The organism is Pseudomonas oryzihabitans (assembly GCF_007665395.1).
Taxonomy (GTDB): domain Bacteria; phylum Pseudomonadota; class Gammaproteobacteria; order Pseudomonadales; family Pseudomonadaceae; genus Chryseomonas; species Chryseomonas psychrotolerans_C.
On the sequence record NZ_VDND01000004.1, the window covers coordinates 289,467 to 306,004 of the forward strand.

At 67.3% G+C, this 16,538-nt stretch carries 16 protein-coding genes; 8 read left to right on the forward strand and 8 right to left on the reverse strand.

The genetic code is table 11. From position 1 onward, the window contains the following. Nucleotides 1–39 precede the first annotated feature (39 nt). The gene (locus FSV73_RS11375; RefSeq protein WP_145007764.1) at nt 40–678 is read left to right on the forward strand and encodes a glutathione S-transferase family protein; all 639 of its coding nucleotides are present in this window, start codon (nt 40–42) and stop codon (nt 676–678) included. Then, a complete protein-coding gene (locus FSV73_RS11380; RefSeq protein ID WP_145007766.1) occupies nt 675–1,622 on the forward strand; it encodes a Nudix family hydrolase in 948 nt (315 codons plus the stop codon). The genes FSV73_RS11375 and FSV73_RS11380 overlap by 4 nt, the downstream gene beginning before the upstream one ends. A 173-nt stretch (nt 1,623–1,795) precedes the next feature. Here FSV73_RS11380 and FSV73_RS11385 read toward each other — a convergent pair whose 3' ends face one another. Genes FSV73_RS11385 through FSV73_RS11395 form a run of 3 tightly spaced genes read right to left on the reverse strand, consistent with a single transcriptional unit; the run spans nt 1,796 to nt 4,333 of the window. Further along, on the reverse strand, nt 1,796–2,845 hold the full coding sequence (locus FSV73_RS11385; RefSeq protein ID WP_145007768.1) for an alkene reductase: 1,050 nt from the start codon (nt 2,843–2,845) through the stop codon (nt 1,796–1,798). A 15-nt stretch (nt 2,846–2,860) separates the two neighbouring features. Beyond that, nucleotides 2,861–4,024 carry an MFS transporter gene (locus FSV73_RS11390; protein WP_145007770.1) on the reverse strand — a complete coding sequence of 388 codons (1,164 nt, stop codon included), beginning with the start codon at nt 4,022–4,024 and terminating at the stop codon, nt 2,861–2,863. A gap of 18 nt (nt 4,025–4,042) precedes the next feature. Beyond that, entirely contained in the window at nt 4,043–4,333 is a 291-nt protein-coding gene (locus FSV73_RS11395) for an ArsR/SmtB family transcription factor (protein ID WP_145007772.1), read from the reverse strand. A 218-nt stretch (nt 4,334–4,551) separates the two neighbouring features. Here FSV73_RS11395 and FSV73_RS11400 point away from each other — a divergent pair, with 218 nt between their 5' ends. The 4 genes from FSV73_RS11400 (at nt 4,552) to FSV73_RS11415 (ending at nt 10,385) form a co-directional block, all read left to right on the forward strand. Further along, nucleotides 4,552–5,247, forward strand: a complete 696-nt coding sequence (locus FSV73_RS11400) for an OmpA family protein (RefSeq protein WP_145007774.1) — start codon at nt 4,552–4,554, stop codon at nt 5,245–5,247. Nucleotides 5,248–5,497: 250 nt separating this feature from the next. Continuing rightward, complete coding sequence (locus FSV73_RS11405; RefSeq protein ID WP_186309212.1) at nt 5,498–7,636, forward strand: putative bifunctional diguanylate cyclase/phosphodiesterase; 2,139 nt, start codon at nt 5,498–5,500, stop codon at nt 7,634–7,636. Between the two features lie 195 nt (nt 7,637–7,831). Then, the gene (locus FSV73_RS11410; protein WP_145007776.1) at nt 7,832–8,986 is read left to right on the forward strand and encodes a phospholipase D-like domain-containing protein; all 1,155 of its coding nucleotides are present in this window, start codon (nt 7,832–7,834) and stop codon (nt 8,984–8,986) included. A gap of 94 nt (nt 8,987–9,080) precedes the next feature. Continuing rightward, on the forward strand, nt 9,081–10,385 hold the full coding sequence (locus tag FSV73_RS11415; protein WP_145007778.1) for an acyltransferase family protein: 1,305 nt from the start codon (nt 9,081–9,083) through the stop codon (nt 10,383–10,385). Here the strand turns inward: FSV73_RS11415 and FSV73_RS11420 are convergent. Both FSV73_RS11420 and FSV73_RS11425 read right to left on the reverse strand, forming a co-directional pair. After that, on the reverse strand, nt 10,360–10,728 hold the full coding sequence (locus tag FSV73_RS11420) for a putative quinol monooxygenase (protein WP_145007780.1): 369 nt from the start codon (nt 10,726–10,728) through the stop codon (nt 10,360–10,362). The two genes, FSV73_RS11415 and FSV73_RS11420, sit on opposite strands and share 26 nt — an antisense overlap. Before the next feature lie 73 nt (nt 10,729–10,801). After that, the gene (locus tag FSV73_RS11425) at nt 10,802–11,203 is read right to left on the reverse strand and encodes a ketosteroid isomerase-related protein (RefSeq protein WP_145007782.1); all 402 of its coding nucleotides are present in this window, start codon (nt 11,201–11,203) and stop codon (nt 10,802–10,804) included. Nucleotides 11,204–11,308: 105 nt separating this feature from the next. On the opposite strand from FSV73_RS11425, the gene FSV73_RS11430 reads away from it, so the two are divergent. Beyond that, nucleotides 11,309–11,896, forward strand: a complete 588-nt coding sequence (locus FSV73_RS11430; RefSeq protein ID WP_145007785.1) for a GNAT family N-acetyltransferase — start codon at nt 11,309–11,311, stop codon at nt 11,894–11,896. Beyond that, nucleotides 11,893–12,777 carry a carbon-nitrogen hydrolase family protein gene (locus FSV73_RS11435; protein WP_145007787.1) on the forward strand — a complete coding sequence of 295 codons (885 nt, stop codon included), beginning with the start codon at nt 11,893–11,895 and terminating at the stop codon, nt 12,775–12,777. Before FSV73_RS11430 ends, FSV73_RS11435 begins: the two co-directional genes overlap by 4 nt. Nucleotides 12,778–12,825: 48 nt before the next feature. Here the strand turns inward: FSV73_RS11435 and FSV73_RS11440 are convergent, their stop codons facing one another. From FSV73_RS11440 to FSV73_RS11450, 3 genes are all read right to left on the reverse strand, one after another. Then, on the reverse strand, nt 12,826–14,346 hold the full coding sequence (locus FSV73_RS11440) for a fumarate hydratase (RefSeq protein WP_145007789.1): 1,521 nt from the start codon (nt 14,344–14,346) through the stop codon (nt 12,826–12,828). 231 nt (nt 14,347–14,577) lie between these two features. Then, on the reverse strand, nt 14,578–15,552 hold the full coding sequence (locus FSV73_RS11445) for a 2-hydroxyacid dehydrogenase (protein WP_145007791.1): 975 nt from the start codon (nt 15,550–15,552) through the stop codon (nt 14,578–14,580). Nucleotides 15,553–15,575: 23 nt separating this feature from the next. After that, complete coding sequence (locus tag FSV73_RS11450; RefSeq protein ID WP_145007793.1) at nt 15,576–16,439, reverse strand: TIGR01459 family HAD-type hydrolase; 864 nt, start codon at nt 16,437–16,439, stop codon at nt 15,576–15,578. Between the last annotated feature and the right edge of the window lie 99 nt (nt 16,440–16,538).

The following is a 16,538-nucleotide window of genomic DNA, read 5'->3' on the forward strand; positions in this document are numbered from 1 at the left end:
CTGCGGCCCTGAGGGCTGCACCCTTTCGAGGAATCCCGCATGTCCCAGCTGCAACTCGTGATCGGCAACAAGAACTTCTCCTCCTGGTCGCTACGGGCCTGGCTGGCCATGGAGCTGAGTGGCGCGGCCTATGAGGAGGTGTCGGTCCCGCTCTACACGCCCAACAGCCGCGCCCTGCTCAAGGCCCAGTCGCCCACCGGCAAGGTGCCGGTGCTCAAGCTGGCCGCGGGCACCATCTGGGATTCCCTGGCCATCGTCGAATACCTCGCCGAAGCCTATCCTGACGCCGGCCTGTGGCCTGCCGATACCCTGGCGCGCGCCCATGCCCGGGCGCTATGCGCCGAGATGCACAGCGGCTTTCTCGCCCTGCGCCGCGAGCTGCCCATGGACCTGCGCCGGCGCCAGCGGCTGAAGTCGACCACCGCCGAGGCGGTGGAAGACATCCAGCGCATCCAGCGGCTGTGGCGCGAATGCCGCGAGCGCTACGGCGAGCAGGGCCCCTATCTGTTCGGCACCCCGACCATCGCCGACGCCTTCTATGCGCCGGTGGCGAGTCGTTTCCGCAGCTATGGAGTCGAGCTGTCGGCCGAGGCGGCTGCCTATGTCGAGACCATCTACGCCTGGCCGGCCTTCCAGCGCTGGCTGGCGGAGGCTGAAACCGAGGAGCAGAGCGCATGAGTCGTTTGCACGTCGTCGCCGCGGTGATCCGCGATCCTGTTGGGCAGATCCTCATCGCCCAGCGTCCCGCCCACAAGCATCAGGGCGGACTCTGGGAGTTTCCCGGGGGCAAGGTCGAGCCCGGTGAGGCCCCGGCGACGGCGCTGGCGCGCGAGCTGGCCGAGGAGCTGGGCATCCAGGTGACGGCGGCTCGACCGCTGTTGCAGGTACGCCACGATTATCCCGACCAGGCGGTCTTGCTCGACGTCTGGCAGGTGGATGGCTTCACCGGTGAGGCCCATAGTGCCGAAGGCCAGCCGCTGGCCTGGGTCGCCCCGCGCGAGCTGGCCGACTACGATTTCCCGGCGGCCAACCGGCCCATCGTCCAGGCCGCGCGCCTGCCGGAGCGTTACCTCATCACCCCCGGCGAGCTGACCACCGCCGAGTTGCTCAACGGCCTGCACCGGGCGCTGGACAATGGCATCCGTCTGGTCCAGCTGCGCACGCCAGATAACTTCGATCCCCAGTACCGCGACCTGGCCGGCGATGTCCAGGGTCTCTGCACCGGTCGCGCCCAGCTGATGCTCAAGGGGCCGCTGGAGTGGCTGGGCGATTTCCCGGCTGCTGGCTGGCACCTGACGGCGGCCCAATTGCGCCGCTATGCGCCCAATGGCCGGCCCTTCCCGGAGCAGCGCCTGCTGGCGGCGTCCTGCCATGACGCCGAGGAGCTGGCCCTGGCCCAGCGGATGGGGGTGAATTTCGTCACCCTGTCGCCAGTGATGCCCACCGCCAGCCATCCCGGCGCCCCGACCCTGGGCTGGGTCAAGGCCCAGCAACTGCTGGCCGACTGCAATCTGCCGGCCTATCTGCTGGGCGGCTTGGGCGACGAGGACCTCAGTGGCGCCTGGCAAGCCGGCGCCCAGGGCGTGGCGGCGATCCGGGCGTTCTGGCCTGGCCCCGCGTAGGTTGGGTTGAGCGCAGCGAAGCCCAACAGGGATGCACCGTGCCCGTGACCGTTGGGCTTCGACGATGGAGCCGTCGCAACCCAACCTTCGATTTCGGCCGTAGGTTGGGTTCAGCATAGCGAAGGCCTAAAAAAAGCCCGCCAATCGGCGGGCTTTTTTATCCAGGCGAAAACCTACAGCCGCGGATAGTCGATGTAGCCGACCGGGCCCTTGCTGTAGAAGGTGTCGGGGTGCGGCTCGTTCAGCGCGGCGTCCTGCTCCAGGCGTTGCGGCAGGTCCGGGTTGGCGATGAAGGGCACGCCGAAGGCCACGGCATCGGCCTTGCCTTCGTCCAGCCAGGCTTTGGCCTTGGCCTTGTCGAACTTCTCGTTGGCGATGTAGACGCCGCCGAAGGCCGTCTTGAGGTCCGGGCCGAGGCTGTCGCTGCCCGCCGCTTCGCGGATGCAGATGAAGGCCACCTGGCGCTGACCCAATTCGCGGGCGACATGGCCGAAGGTGGCGGCAGGATCGCTGTCGCCCATGGTGTGCATGTCGCCGCGGGTGGACAGGTGCACGCCGACACGATCGGCGCCCCAGACGTCGATGCAGGCATCGGTCACTTCCAGCAGCAGCCGGGCGCGATTCTCGATGGAGCCACCGTAGCCATCGCTGCGCTGGTTGGTGTCGCTCTGCAGGAACTGGTCGAGCAGGTAGCCGTTGGCACCATGGACCTCGACGCCGTCGAAGCCAGCGCGCTTGGCGTTCTCGGCGCCACGGCGGTAGGCGGCGACGATCCCGGGGATCTCGTCGGTTTCCAGCGCCCGCGGAGTGACGTAGTCACGCTTGGGCCGCAGCAGGCTGACATGGCCCTGGGCGGCGATGGCGCTCGGTGCCACCGGCAGCTCGCCGTCGAGGTAGCGGGGATCCGAGATACGACCCACGTGCCAGAGCTGCAGCACGATGCGGCCGCCGGCCTTGTGCACCGCGGTGGTCACGCGCTGCCAGCCAGCCACCTGGGCGTCGGACCAGATGCCGGGGGTGTCGGGATAACCCACGCCCATGGGATCGACCGAGGTCGCCTCGGTGATGATCAGGCCGGCGGAGGCGCGCTGCACGTAGTACTCGACCATCAGGTCGCCCGGAACGCGGCCCGGTTCGGCGCGACAGCGGGTGAGGGGCGCCATGATGACGCGGTTGGGCAGTTCCAGGGCGCCGATCTTGATCGGCTCGAACAGCTGAGTCATGGCTAGCTCTCTTGGTTAGCTGGCGGTCGCCAGGCCGCTCTTGCGGGCCTGGCTGGCGGTCAGCAGGGTGGCGATGAGGGCCAACAGGGCGAGCCCGCTGGCGGCGAGGGGTACCGCGGTAAGACCCAGGCCGTGGTCGATGACCAGGCCGCCGACCCAGGCGCCGAGGGCATTGCCCACGTTGAAGGCGCCGATATTGAGGGTCGAGACCAGGTTCGGCGCGTCCTTGCCGAAGGCGACCACGTTGATCTGCAGGGCCGGTACCGCGGCGAAGGCGGCCGCGGCCCAGAGGAAGAGGGTGATCTCGGCGGGCAGGAAGGCATGGCCGGTCCAGCGCAGCGCGGCGGAGGTCAGCGCCAGGGCGACGAAGATGCCCACCAGGCTGGTGGCCAGGCGCCAGTCGGCCAGGCGACCACCGATGAAGTTGCCCAGGGTCAGGCCCAGGCCGATCAGCAGCAGGGTACCGGTCACGCCCCGTGGCGACACGCCGGTGACTTCCTGCAGCAGCGGCGCCACATAGGTGAAGAGGGCGAACATGGAGGCGGCGAAGAACACCGTCATCGACAGCGCCAGCCAGAAGCCCAGGCCGCGTAGCGCCAGCAACTCCCGGCGCAGGTCGGCACGGGGCTGGTTGCGATCGGCGGGCAGCACGCGCCAGAGGCCGACCAGGGCGACCACGCCGATCAGCGCCACCGCCCAGAAGGTCGAGCGCCAGCCGGCGGCCTGGCCGAGGGCGGTGCCCAGGGGCACGCCCAGCACGTTGGCCAGGGTCAGGCCGGTGAACATCAGGGCGACCGCCGAGGCGCGGCGATTCTCCGGCACCAGGCTCGCAGCCACCACGGCGCCGATGCCGAAGAAGGCGCCGTGGCACAGCGCGGTGACCACCCGGGCCAGCATCAGCATGTTGTAGCCACCGGCCACCGCACAGAGCAGGTTGCCGACGATGAAGATGCCCATCAGCGCGAGCAGGGCGCGCTTGCGCGGCCAGTGGGCGGTGGCCAGCGCCATGAAGGGCGCGCCGATGGCCACGCCGAGGGCATAGCCGGTGACCAGCCAACCGGCGCTGGGGATGGACACGCCGAGATCGGCGGCGACGTTGGGCAGCAGGCCCATGATGACGAATTCGGTGGTGCCGATGGCGAAAGCGCTCAGCGCCAGCACGATGAGAGAAGCGGGCATGAAGATTCCTTGCACAGACTAGAGTTCGCGAGCGAGGCGTTGCAGGAACGCCTGGATGGCGGCCTCGTCGCGCTGGTAGAACACCCATTGGCCGATCCGCCGCGTGCTGACCAGTCCGGCCCGGGCCAGCACCGCCAGGTGGGCGGACACCGTCGATTGCGACAGCCCGGCACGCGCCTCGATCTGCCCGGCGCACACGCCCACCCCCGGGTCGTGTTCCTGGTGCGGGAAGTGCTGCCGGGGATCGCGCAACCAGCTCAGGATCTGGCGGCGCAAGGGGTTGGCCAGGGCTTTGAGGATGTCGTCCATCGCGGTCGTATCGTCATATCGGGTTGTAACGAACCTTAGATCGTAAAAAATCGATGTGCAAGCTATCCATTTTTGATTCTGCCTATCGCCGGGTTAGAGGCGCACTATCGCGATAAGTGTCCAGGGGCGCCGCTTCGTTCAGTTGCGATTCAGATCGTGCGGCTAGAATCCCAGTGTGCGGCCGAGTCCGCCGCGATCGTTCTTCAAGGAGTCAAGACATGGCGCTGCCAACCCGTATCCTTCTCGCCAGCCTGGTCGTGACCGCCCTGGCCGGATGCGCATCTCCCAATCCCTACGAAAACCAGGGCCAGGCTAGCGGCGGCACGTCCAAGACCGCCAAGTACGGCGGCCTGGGTGCCTTGGCCGGCGCCGTGGCCGGTGCGGCCATCGATCACAACCACCGGGGCAAGGGTGCCCTGATCGGCGCCGCCGCCGTGGGCGCCGCGGCAGCCGGCTACGGCTACTACGCCGACCGCCAGGAAGCCGAGCTGCGCAAGCAGATGGAGAACACTGGCGTCGAGGTGCAGCGCCAGGGTGACGACATCAAGCTGATCATGCCCGGTAACATCACCTTCGCCACCGATTCGGCCGACATCGCCAACAGCTTCTACAAGCCGCTCAACGACCTGGCCAATTCCTTCAAGCAGTTCGACCAGAACAGCATCGAGATCGTCGGCTACACCGACAGCACCGGCAGCCGCGCGCACAACGTCGAGTTGTCCCAGCGCCGGGCGCAGAATGTCGCCGGCTACCTGACCGCCCAGGGCGTGCCCACGGCGCGCCTGAGCACCCGTGGCGCCGGCCCCGACGCCCCCATCGCCAGCAACGCCACCGCCGATGGCCGGGCGCAGAATCGCCGGGTCGAGGTCAATCTGCGACCCCTGCCAGGCGCGACGGCCACCCCCGCCCAGTAACGACCGCTCGTCGCCCGCGACCCGCAGTTTCCGCGCCTTCGTGAAGCAGCGCGGAAACTGCTTTTCCATTTTGCGCTCTGATAGACGTCGCGAGGGGTCCCACCTGCCGATTGGCAGGCGGCAGACGCCTGCCCGGCTGCTACGCTAGTAGGGTTGGGGCATCGCTGTTTATCAGGGTCACAACGGGAAGGGTTAGCCAGCCGCTCTTGGCTGCTGCTGGGCGGCCTAGGCCGCGGGGAGAGGAGGCTTGATGGAGTGCCCGTTGCCGCAGACAGAGCAAGGCCCGGTATTGCTGGTGGTGGACGACCGCATGGAGAACCTGCTCGCCATGCAGGCCGTGCTGGAGGTAGGGAACTGGCGGGTGATCACCGCGGCGTCGGGTGAGCGTGCCCTGCAGTACCTGCTGGACGAAACCGTGGACCTGGTGCTGCTCGACGTCCAGATGCCGATCATGGACGGCTTCGAGGTGGCGCGCATCATGCGCAGCAACCTGCGCACCCGTTTCACCCCGATCATCTTCGTTTCCGCCGAAGCCCACTCCTACGAATCGGTCCTGCGAGGCTATGCCACCGGCGCGGTGGACTACCTGCTCAAGCCGGTTGATCCCAATATCCTCAGGCACAAGGTGCGCTCGCTGCTGGATCACGAGCGCAATCGACGCGAACTGCTGCAGGCGACCCAGCAACTGGAACTGGCCAAGTCCTTCAGCGACTCGCTGCTGGACAATGCCTCCGAAGGCATCCTCACCGTCAACGAACAGGGCCGGGTGACCTTCGCCAACGCCGCCATCGCGCGCATGCTCAGGTGCAGCGTCAGCGATTTGGTCCATGCCAACTTCCTCGATTTCCTGGAAGGCGGCACGGGCCTGGACGACTGGCAGACTTCGCCCTTCATGGAGCACTACGACCGCCGCGAGACCTATCGCCTGCACGATGCCCGGCTGCGTACCAGTCGCGGCGACTTCCTGCCGGTGGCGCTGTCCTGCGCGCCCTTGCCGCGCATGCAGCGCGCCATGGTCATCATCGCCCTGGACATGTCGCGCATGCGCGAACTGCAGGACCAGCTCGAATCCCAGGCTGTCACCGATGCCCTGACCGGCCTGCTCAATCGCCGTGGCTTCAACCAGACCCTGGAAGCGGCGCTGGCGCGCACCGGGCGCAACGGCAAGCGCATGGCGGTGCTCTACATCGACCTGGACGGCTTCAAGCGCATCAACGATTCCCTCGGCCACGAGGCGGGGGACCGGGTGCTGTGCATCGTCGCCGAACAGCTCAAGAGCTGCATGCGGCCCTACGACATCCTGGCGCGCATGGGCGGCGACGAATTCACCGCGCTGCTCGACTCCCTGGAGCATCCCGAGGATGCCGCGCGGGTCGCCGAGAAGTTGCTGGAGCTGCTGGCCACGGTGCATCGCATCGACGGCATGGAGGTCAGCCTGGGCGCCAGCATCGGCATCGCCAGCTATCCCGATTGCGGCCACACGGTGGACGGCCTGCTGCGATCCGCCGACATCGCCATGTACGAGGCCAAGCGCGGTGGCCGTCAGCAATACCGTTTCTTCTCGCCGGAGATGAATGGCCGCGCCCGCTCGCGGCTGATGCTCGAAGAGAGCGTGCGCAATGCCATCGACAACAAGGACTTCGTGCTCGCCTACCAGCCGCAGGTCTACCTGCGCGACGGTCGCCTGCGCGGCTTCGAGGCGCTGCTGCGCTGGGAGCACACGGTGGCCGGGAAGGTCTCGCCCAGCGTGTTCATCCCGCTGCTGGAGGAGACCCGGCTGATCAATCGCATCGGCGACTGGATCTTCCGCGAGGGCGCGATGAAGCTGCAGACCCTGCAGGAGATCTATGGCGACGAATTGCTGCTGAGCATCAACCTCAGCCCGGTGCAATTCGGCATGCCGCAACTGGCGGAAAGCCTGCGGCAGATCATCGAGACCTACGGCCTGCGCCCGGAGCAGATGGAAATCGAGGTGACCGAGACGGCGTTGATGCACGACATCGACTACACCCGGGCGCAGCTGTCGCAACTGCGCGCCCTGGGCGTACGCATCGCGGTGGACGATTTCGGCACCGGCTATTCCTCGCTGGCCTACCTGCGCCACTTCGAGCTGGATACCCTGAAGATCGACCAGCTGTTCATCGCCAACATGCTGGACTCCTCGCGGGATGCGGCCATCGTCAGCACCATCCTGGAACTGGGCCGCAACCTGGATCTGGAGGTGATCGCCGAAGGTGTGGAGACGCTGGAGCAGCGCGACTGGCTGATCGAGCACGGCTGCGAAATCATGCAGGGCTTCCTTGTCTCCCGGCCGCTGAGCGCCGAGGTGACCGGGCGCTTCCCGCAGCAGGTGGACTGGACCGCGCGGCGACCCGAGCCCACCCTCTGAGCCCGCGCGGCCGCCTCCGCGGCCGAGGCGCGGAGTGCCAGGCGCCCGTCGAGCGGCCGGATGGCCGAGCAGGTGCCCTGCCAGACCGGCCCGGGCCGCCGGGGACCGCGATAGGTCTGGCAAACCCGGAAAACCACTGAACGAACCCTCGCGTACGCCTTCTTATGCAGTGGCCATTGGCACGGAGTAGGAAGCATGCGGGGCGCCGTCTTTCCATGGCGGGAAAACAACACGTTCGAATTGCTGGTAGACGGCGGTCGGTTCTTTCCGGCCATGCTCGATGCCATCGCGGGCGCCCAGCGCCAGGTCGACGTCGAACTCTATCTGGTGGAAGCCGGCAGCTGCTCCGAGCGCTTGCTCGTGGCCCTGACCGAGGCGGCGCGCCGCGGCGTCGCCGTGCGCTGCCTGTTCGATGGCTTCGGCACCCTGCGGATGGACGCCGAGCTGCGGCGCCAGCTGGAGGACGCGGGGGCGGAGATCCGTATCTTCAATCCGGTGCGCTTCGGTCATGGACTGCACAACCTGCACCGCGATCATCGCAAGATCTTCATCATCGACGGCCACGAGGCCTTCGTCGGTGGCAGTGGCGCGACCGATGACTTCTGGAATCCGGCTGCCAGCGACTGCAACTGGCACGAGGTCATGGTGCGCATCCAGGGCCCTCTGGTGGAGGACTGGCTGGCACTGTTCGAGCGGCAATGGGAGGCGGTACGCCGGCGCCGGGCCTGGAAACCCCGGGCTCGACGCGGCCGGGAACGGCCGCCGCCGCCGCCCGCCGCCCAGGAAGGGCAGGGCCGGGTCGCCTATGCCGATGCCCGCCAGCACCGCGACATCCTGCAGGCGCTGATCCGCGCCCTGGTCGGAGGTCGCGAACGCATCTGGTTCGCCACCCCCTATTTCCTGCCGACCTGGCGCGTGCGCTGGGCCCTGAGGCGCGCGGCGCGCCGTGGTGCCGACGTACGCCTGCTGCTCACCGGACGGCACACCGACAATCCGCCGGTGCGCTTCGCCGGGCAGCGCTACTACCGCAGTCTCCTGCGCGCCGGGGTGCGCATCTTCGAATACCAGCCGCGGTTCATCCACGCCAAGATGGTGCTGGTGGACAACTGGGTGAGCGTGGGTTCCTGCAACTTCGATCACTGGAACCTGAGGTTCAACCTGGAGGCCAACGTCGAGGCGGTGGACCGCGGTCTGAGCCAGGCGGTGGCGGCCAGTTTCGTCAAGGATTTCGCCGAGAGCAGGGAAATTACCCTCGACTTCTGGCGCAGCCGGCCTTGGTGGCTGCGGGCGCGCGAGTGGCTGTGGGGCTCGCTGGATCGGTTGGTGATCGGTGTACTGGGGCGCGGTTAGCAGCCCCGGAAGCCAGGTAGGGGTAACATGACCGATCCGGTGCGGTAGGCCGGACCCGTCGTCCCGCGGACGAGGCCAGACGAGTAACGCCTTAGTGCAGACTTTAGATAAACACCGCTTCATCGGTCTGGAGTGGCTCAGGTTCCTGATGGGTTTCTACGTGGTGGTCTACCACACCATCCATTTCTATCCCGAGCGCAAGACCATTCCCCTGCTGGACGAGATCACCAGCATGGGTTTCTTCGCCACCAGCACCTTCTTCGTGCTCTCCGGCTTTCTGCTGGCCCATGTCTATTGCGGGCGCGGCAGCCTGCGCGAGCCCGCGCGCAGCTTCTGGGTCAAGCGTTTCGCCAATCTCTATCCGATCCACATCTTCGCCTTGCTGCTGGCGATGGCCGTGGTGACCTGGATCGGCGGCCTGGGCATACCGCCGGGCGCGGCCACGGCGAGCGTTCGCTTCGTGGTCTTCGACACCAACGAGCCGCTGGCCCGAACCAATCCCGAGTTGTTCCAGCACTTCATGACCAATGGCGAGCTGGCGTTCAATGCCGTGCTGCAGCTGCTCATGCTGCAGGCCTGGAATCCCTACTACCTGACCTTCAACGCCCCGCTCTGGTCGATCTCGGCACTGTTCTTCTTCTACCTGACCTTTCCCAAGCTGGCGCCACGGCTGATGACCAGTGAACGTCCCTGGCACCTGTTGCTGCTGGTCTGGGCGCTCTACCTGATCCCGCCGCTGCTGGTGATCGTCCACCAGAACTACGGCATGCCCTTCACCGGCCTGTTGCAACGGGTGCCGTTGCTGCGCCTGCCGGAGTTCCTCGCTGGCATCCTGCTCTATGCGATCTTCCGCCGCCAGCACGAGCGCGGGCGGATGCCGTCGGAGCGGAGGCGAGTGCTGCTGGCGAGCTACCTGATCCTCAGCTTCGCCCTGGGTACGGCTTTGTTCACCCACGGGCCGAAGTTCTGGTACTTCCTCTTCCACAACGGCCTGTTCCTGCCTTCCCAGCTGATCCTGGTCTACCTGGCCGCCCTGGCGCAGGAGCCGGCCAATGCGCGCATCCGCCACTGGTCGCCGCGCCTGGGAGGGGCCTCGCTGTCGATGTTCGCCCTGCACGTGCCGCTGTCGGGCATCTACATGACCCTGGAACAGCTGATCGGGGGCGATCTCAAGGCCTGCCTGAACGGCAACCGCGAGGTCTGCATCGCCGCGGCCGGGGCCTATACCAACTCCATCGAGTGGTACTGGCTGTTCCTGCTGGCGGTGGTGGTGCTCTGCGTGCTGTTCCAGGAGCGGCTGGTGGTGCCGACCCGCAAGCGCATCCTGGCGGTGCTGCTGCCGCGCCTGGCGCCGCAGCAGAAACCACCCCAGGCTAGCGGCGGAAGCCTGCGGCCATGACGAAGAAGCGGGCGTTCAGCGCCGCCAGCGGCTCGCGCAGCTGCTCCAGCTGATCGGCCGCGCCGAACACCTCGAAACGCTCCAGGGTGGCGATGGTCTGGGCCTGCTCCAGCAGATCGCCGACGTTGTCCAGGTGCGCCAGCAGCGCCTGGGCATCACGGTAGCCTTCGCGGCAGCGCGCCGTGGTGCCGTCGTAGCAGAAGCCGTAGTAGAGGCAGCCGGGTTCGTCGCGGGTGCGCTGCAGCATGGCCTCGCCCAGGCGCTTGAAGGCCTCGAGCTGCTCGGGCTGGACGGCGAACACAGGGGCCAGGCTGCAGACGGAATCGCTGGGATGGGTAGGCATGGGAGCTCCGGAGTCAGGGATGGTCTGCATGCGACAGCGGGTACCGCGCCGCGCTCCCGGCCGCTGACGGACGTCAGGCGCCGACCTGGGCGATCCAGTCGTTGAGGTTGTAGTAGTTGGTCACCCGCGCCACCTTGCCGTCGCGGATCTCGAAGAAGGCCCCCACGGGCAACTGGTAGGTCTGGCCATCGGCCTCGGGCAGCCCGGCATCGGTGACCAGGTATTCACCGTGGATGACGAATTCGGCGGCGGCCCGCCGGCCACTGGGCTCGGCCAGCACCACCAGGTCGGTCAGGCGCTCGCGGTAGCAGCGATTCATGTGCGCCATGAAGGCGGCGAAGGCGGCCTTGCCCACCTGGCGCTCGCCCTGGTTGATGTCGTGGACGACATCCTCGGTGAGCAGCTCCAGGAAGATCTCCATGTCACCGGCGTTGAAGGCGGCGTAGTAGGCGTCGATGAGGTCGGTCGTGGTCATGGCGGCTCCTGTCGTTGGTGAAAAAGCGGCGTTGCCGGTGCATGGTAGGGTGCCTGGACGGCTCCGACATAGCCATTCACGTCCCTCGCTTAACCAGAAGAGTCCATGGACATCCAACTTCTCCACGGCGCCGCGCTCGCGCCGCTGATTCCCGAGCTAGCCGCGCTGCGTATCGCCGTCTTTCGCGAATACCCCTATCTCTACGACGGTACCCTGGACTACGAGTCGCGCTACCTGCAGACCTACGCGGATTCCCCGGACAGCCTCTGCGTGCTGGTCCGCGATGCCGGGCAGGTGGTGGGAGCCGCCACCGCCCTGCCATTGGCGGACGAGACCGCGGAGTTCCAGCAGCCCTTTCTGGCCAGCGGCTGGCCAGTGGCGCGGATCTACTATTTCGGTGAGTCCCTGCTGCTGCCGGCCTATCGCGGACGGGGACTCGGCCGGCGTTTCTTCGCCGAGCGCGAGGCGCGGGCGCGGCAACTGGGGCGTTTCGCCTGGTGCGCCTTCTGCGCCGTGCAGCGCCCGGATGATCATCCGCGGCGTCCGGCGGGCTATCGGCCCCTGCACGGCCTCTGGCACAGCGAGGGCTTCGCCGAGCATCCGGAATTGACCACCCAGTACCTGTGGCAGGACCTCGACGAGATCGTCGAATCGCCCAAACCCCTGACCTTCTGGCTCAAGGAATTACCATGATCCGCCTGGCCGCCTGCCAATACGCCATCGAACTGCTGGACAGCTGGAGCGCCTACGTCGCGCACCTGACCGCACTCTGCGAGGAAGCCGCCGCCGAGGGCAGCCAGCTCCTGCTGCTGCCCGAATACGCCGGCCTGGTGCTCAGCGGTCAGTTGCCCCCGGCCGAACGGGGTGATTTGCAAGGCTCCATCGCCGGCATCCAGCCGCTGATCCCGGCCTGGCGCGACCTTTGCGAGGGCCTGGCACGCCGGCTGCAGCTCTACCTGCAACCCGGTTCGCTGCCGGTGCTCGGGGACGATGGCCGCTACCGTAACCGCGCCTGGCTGTTCGGTCCCGAGGGCTGCCTGGGCCATCAGGACAAGCTGATGATGACCCGTTTCGAGCGGGAGGAGTGGCACATCGCCGGCGGCCGCGAGGGCCTGCGGATTTTCGACACCGCCTTGGGGCGCCTCGGCATCCTCATCTGCTACGACAGCGAATTCCCGCTCCTGGCGCGGCACCTGGCCGAGGCCGGCGCGGACCTGATCCTGGTGCCCAGCTGCACCGATACCGTCGCCGGTTTCCATCGGGTACGGGTGGGGGCCCAGGCGCGGGCGCTGGAAAACCAGTTGGCCGTACTGCAGTCGCCGACGGTGGGGCTGGCGCCCTGGTCGCCGGCGCTGGACGAGAATGTCGGTCGGGCCGGGCTCTTCGTGCCACCGGATCGCGGTATGCCGGCCGATGGCGTGATCGCCCAGAGCAGTGACCTGTGCCCCGAACTCAGCCAGTGGCTCTATGTCGACCTCGATCTGGACGAGGTGCGGCGGGTACGCACCAACGGCCAGGTGTTCATCCGCCGTGACTGGCCGGAGCAGTGGCAGGTATTGAAAGCCGGCCACTGAATGAAAAAAGCCCAGCACTCAGGCTGGGCTCTGTCGGGCAGTGGCCGATCAGATCTCGACAGCCAGGCTGTCGGCGATCTTCTTCTGCCACACCTGCGGACCGGTGATGTGCACCGACTCGCCACGGGTGTCCACGGCCACGGTCACCGGCATGTCCTTCACCTCGAACTCGTAGATGGCTTCCATCCCCAGTTCCGGGAAGGCCAGTACCTGGGCGCCCTTGATGGCCTGGGCCACCAGGTAGGCGGCGCCGCCGACGGCCATCAGGTAGACCGCCTTGTGGTCCTTGATCGCCTCGATGGCGATGGGGCCACGCTCGGACTTGCCGATCATGCCCAGCAGACCGGTCTGGTCGAGGATCTGGCGGGTGAACTTGTCCATGCGGGTCGCCGTGGTCGGGCCAGCCGGGCCGACCACCTCGTCGCCCACCGGATCGACCGGGCCGACGTAGTAGATGAAGCGACCCTTGAGGTCCACCGGCAGCGCCTCGCCCTTGTTGAGCATGTCGACCATGCGCTTGTGGGCGGCGTCGCGGCCAGTGAGCATCTTGCCGTTGAGCAGCACGGTCTCGCCCGGCTGCCAGCTCTGCACCTCTTCCGGGGTCAGGGTGTCCAGGTCGACGCGGCGGGCGCTCGGACCGGCTTCCCAGACGATTTCCGGATAGGCGTCCAGTGGCGGGGCTTCCAGGGCGGCGGGGCCGGAGCCGTCCAGCACGAAGTGGGCGTGACGGGTGGCGGCGCAGTTGGGGATCATGCATACCGGCAGGGAGGCGGCGTGGGTCGGGTAATCCTTGATCTTGATGTCCAGCACCGTGGTCAGGCCGCCCAGGCCCTGGGCCCCGATGCCCAGCTGGTTGACCTTGTCGAAGATCTCCAGGCGCAGCTCTTCCAGGCGATTCTGCGGACCGCGGGCCTTCAGCTCATGGATGTCGATGGCGTCCATCAGCGATTCCTTGGCCAGTACCGCGGCCTTTTCGGCGGTGCCGCCGATGCCGATGCCCAGCATGCCCGGCGGGCACCAGCCGGCGCCCATGGTCGGCACGGTCTTGAGTACCCAATCGACGATGGAGTCGGACGGGTTGAGCATGGCCATCTTCGACTTGTTCTCGGAGCCGCCGCCCTTGGCCGCGACATCGATCTCCACGGTGTTGCCGGGGACGATCTGGTAGTGGATCACCGCCGGGGTGTTGTCCTTGGTGTTCTTGCGGGCACCGGCCGGGTCGGCCAGGATCGAGGCGCGCAGGACGTTTTCCGGCAGGTTGTAGGCGCGGCGCACGCCTTCGTTGATCATCTCGTCCAGGCTCAGGGTGGCGCCGTCCCAGCGTACGTCCATGCCGACCTTGGCGAAGACGGTGACGATGCCGGTGTCCTGGCAGATCGGCCGGTGGCCGGTGGCGCACATCCGCGAGTTGATCAGGATCTGGGCGATGGAGTCGCGCGCGGCGGCGGATTCCTCGCGCAGATAGGCCTCGTGCATGGCCTGGATGAAATCGACGGGGTGGTAATAGGAGATGAACTGCAGGGCGTCGGCAACGCTCTGGATCAGGTCATCCTGCTTGATCACGGTCATGTACGCGCTCCTCTTGGCGGTTTCTTGCGTCTCGCCCACGGGCGGTGGCGAGACGGGCGCGCAATTCGGGTCGCACGGAACGGGCAGCGGAAGCGCCCGATCGGAGGGGTGGCCTGGGCACACTGAGAAAGGCCCACCCGGCCAGGGCGGCCGACCCGAGAGCGGCGCGGCAGTATAGCCTTTCAGGGGCCGGACGGCACGCCGCGCGGGACGAGGGTGGGCGATCAGCGCCTAGCGGCGCTCCAGGGTCTCGGGGTTGACCAGATCGGTCGGACGCTCACCGGTAAGGGCCGCGATGAGGTTGTTCACCGCTCGTTCCGCCATGGCGTAGCGCGTCTCGTGGGTGGCCGAGCCGATGTGCGGCAGGGTGACCACGTTGGGTAGTTCGAACAGCGGTGAAGCCTCAAGCGGCTCCTGGGTGTAGACGTCGAGGCCCGCGCCGCGGATCTGCCCGCTGCGCAGCGCCTCGATCAGCGCCGGCTCATCGACCACCGCGCCGCGCGCCAGGTTGATCAGGATGGCGCTGGACTTCATCAACCCCAGTTCGCGGGCGCCGATGAGCTTCTCCGTGGCGGCCGAGAGGGGCACCACCAGGCAGACGAAGTCGGCTTCCTTGAGCAACTCGTCCAGCTCGCGGCGCTGGGCCCCCAGCTGCTCTTCCAGCTCGGGCTTGGGGCTATTGGCGGTATAGAGGATTGGCATGTCGAAGCCGAAGTGGCCGCGCTTGGCGATGGCGGCGCCGATACGGCCGGCGCCGACGATGCCCAGGGTGCGGCCGTGGATATCGGTACCGAAGTGTTCCTCGCCGATGCCCTTGCGCCAGAGCCCCGCCTTGACGAAGGCATCCAGCTCGGGAACCCGCCGGGCAGCGCTCATCAGCAGGGTGAAGCCGAGGTCGGCGGTGGTCTCGGTGAGCACGTCCGGGGTGTTGGTGAGCAGGATGCCGCGTCCGGTCAGGTAGTCCACGTCATAGCTGTCGTAGCCGACCGAGACGCTGGCGACGGCTTCCAGGGTGGTGGCCATCTCCAGCTCCTTCGCGCCCAGCTTGCGACTGGCGCCGATCAGGCCCTGGGCCTTGGCCGCGGCAGCGGCGAACAGGTCGATGTTGGCACTGAAGGGCAGCACCTCGACGCTGAAGTGTTCGCGCAGGCGTTCCACCAGGCTCTCGGGCAGGCGGTTGAAGACCACTACGTGCTTCTTGCTCATCGACACCTCGGATTGCGAAAAGATTAAGCCAGGCCCGCCGCGGCGAAAAGCGGACGCTCGCCATGCTGGGTCAGCAACGCTTCGAGTCCCTCGCGGGTGGGCTCCTGGTTGAAGGCCAATCCCAGGGCTTCGCGGTGGATCCCGGTGGCGGCCAACCAGAGACAGTCGATCTCCGCGGCTACCGCGCCCGGCACGTCGGTCACCAGGGAGTCGCCGACGAACAGCAGTCGGCTGGCGCCCCGATCGGCCAGCTCCCGCGCGGCGCAGCGATAGGCGTAGGGATCGGGCTTGCCGTACCAGGTGACCGCGCCGCCCAGGTCGGCGAAGCGATCCGCCAGCTTGCCGGCCGCATAGAAGGGTAGACCCCCGGATACCACGTTACGATCCGGATTGGCGCACAGAAAAGGCTTGTCCAGCGCTCCGGCCAGCGGTGCGAAGCGGGCTTCCAGCTCGTCTTCCGGGAAGCTGCCGACGCCGAGGATGATCGCCGCCTGGCCGATGTCGTCGACGAAGCGCTCGCGGATCACCGCGGGCCAGCCCACTTGGCCGGTGCCGGGGCCGGACAGGAAGATGCCGCCCTGGGTGAAGGTGGGATCCTGCAGAAAGGCATCGATGGCCAACTGGCCGGAGGTGGTCACGCCGGCGAAGAGTTCACGCGGCACGCCCAGCTTGACCAGCTCCTCGGCCATGCCCTCGGCATCGCGCGAGGCGTTGCTGAGGAACCATACCGGCTTGCCCTCGGCCGCCCGCCGCTCCAGCCAGGCGCGGGCACCGGGAAAGGTCTCGTAGCCGTCGATCAGCACGCCCCAGAGGTCGAGGATGAAGCCGTCGTAGGCGGCCAGGGCATCGTCCAGTTGATCGAGGCGGAGCAGGGTGGGAGAGGTCATGCAGCGGAATCCAGGGTCGAGAGAGGAAACGACAAGCCTAACCGGTTTGCCGGAGGCCTGCCGAAAACGCAGACACCGGCCTGGGCCGGTGTCTGTCTT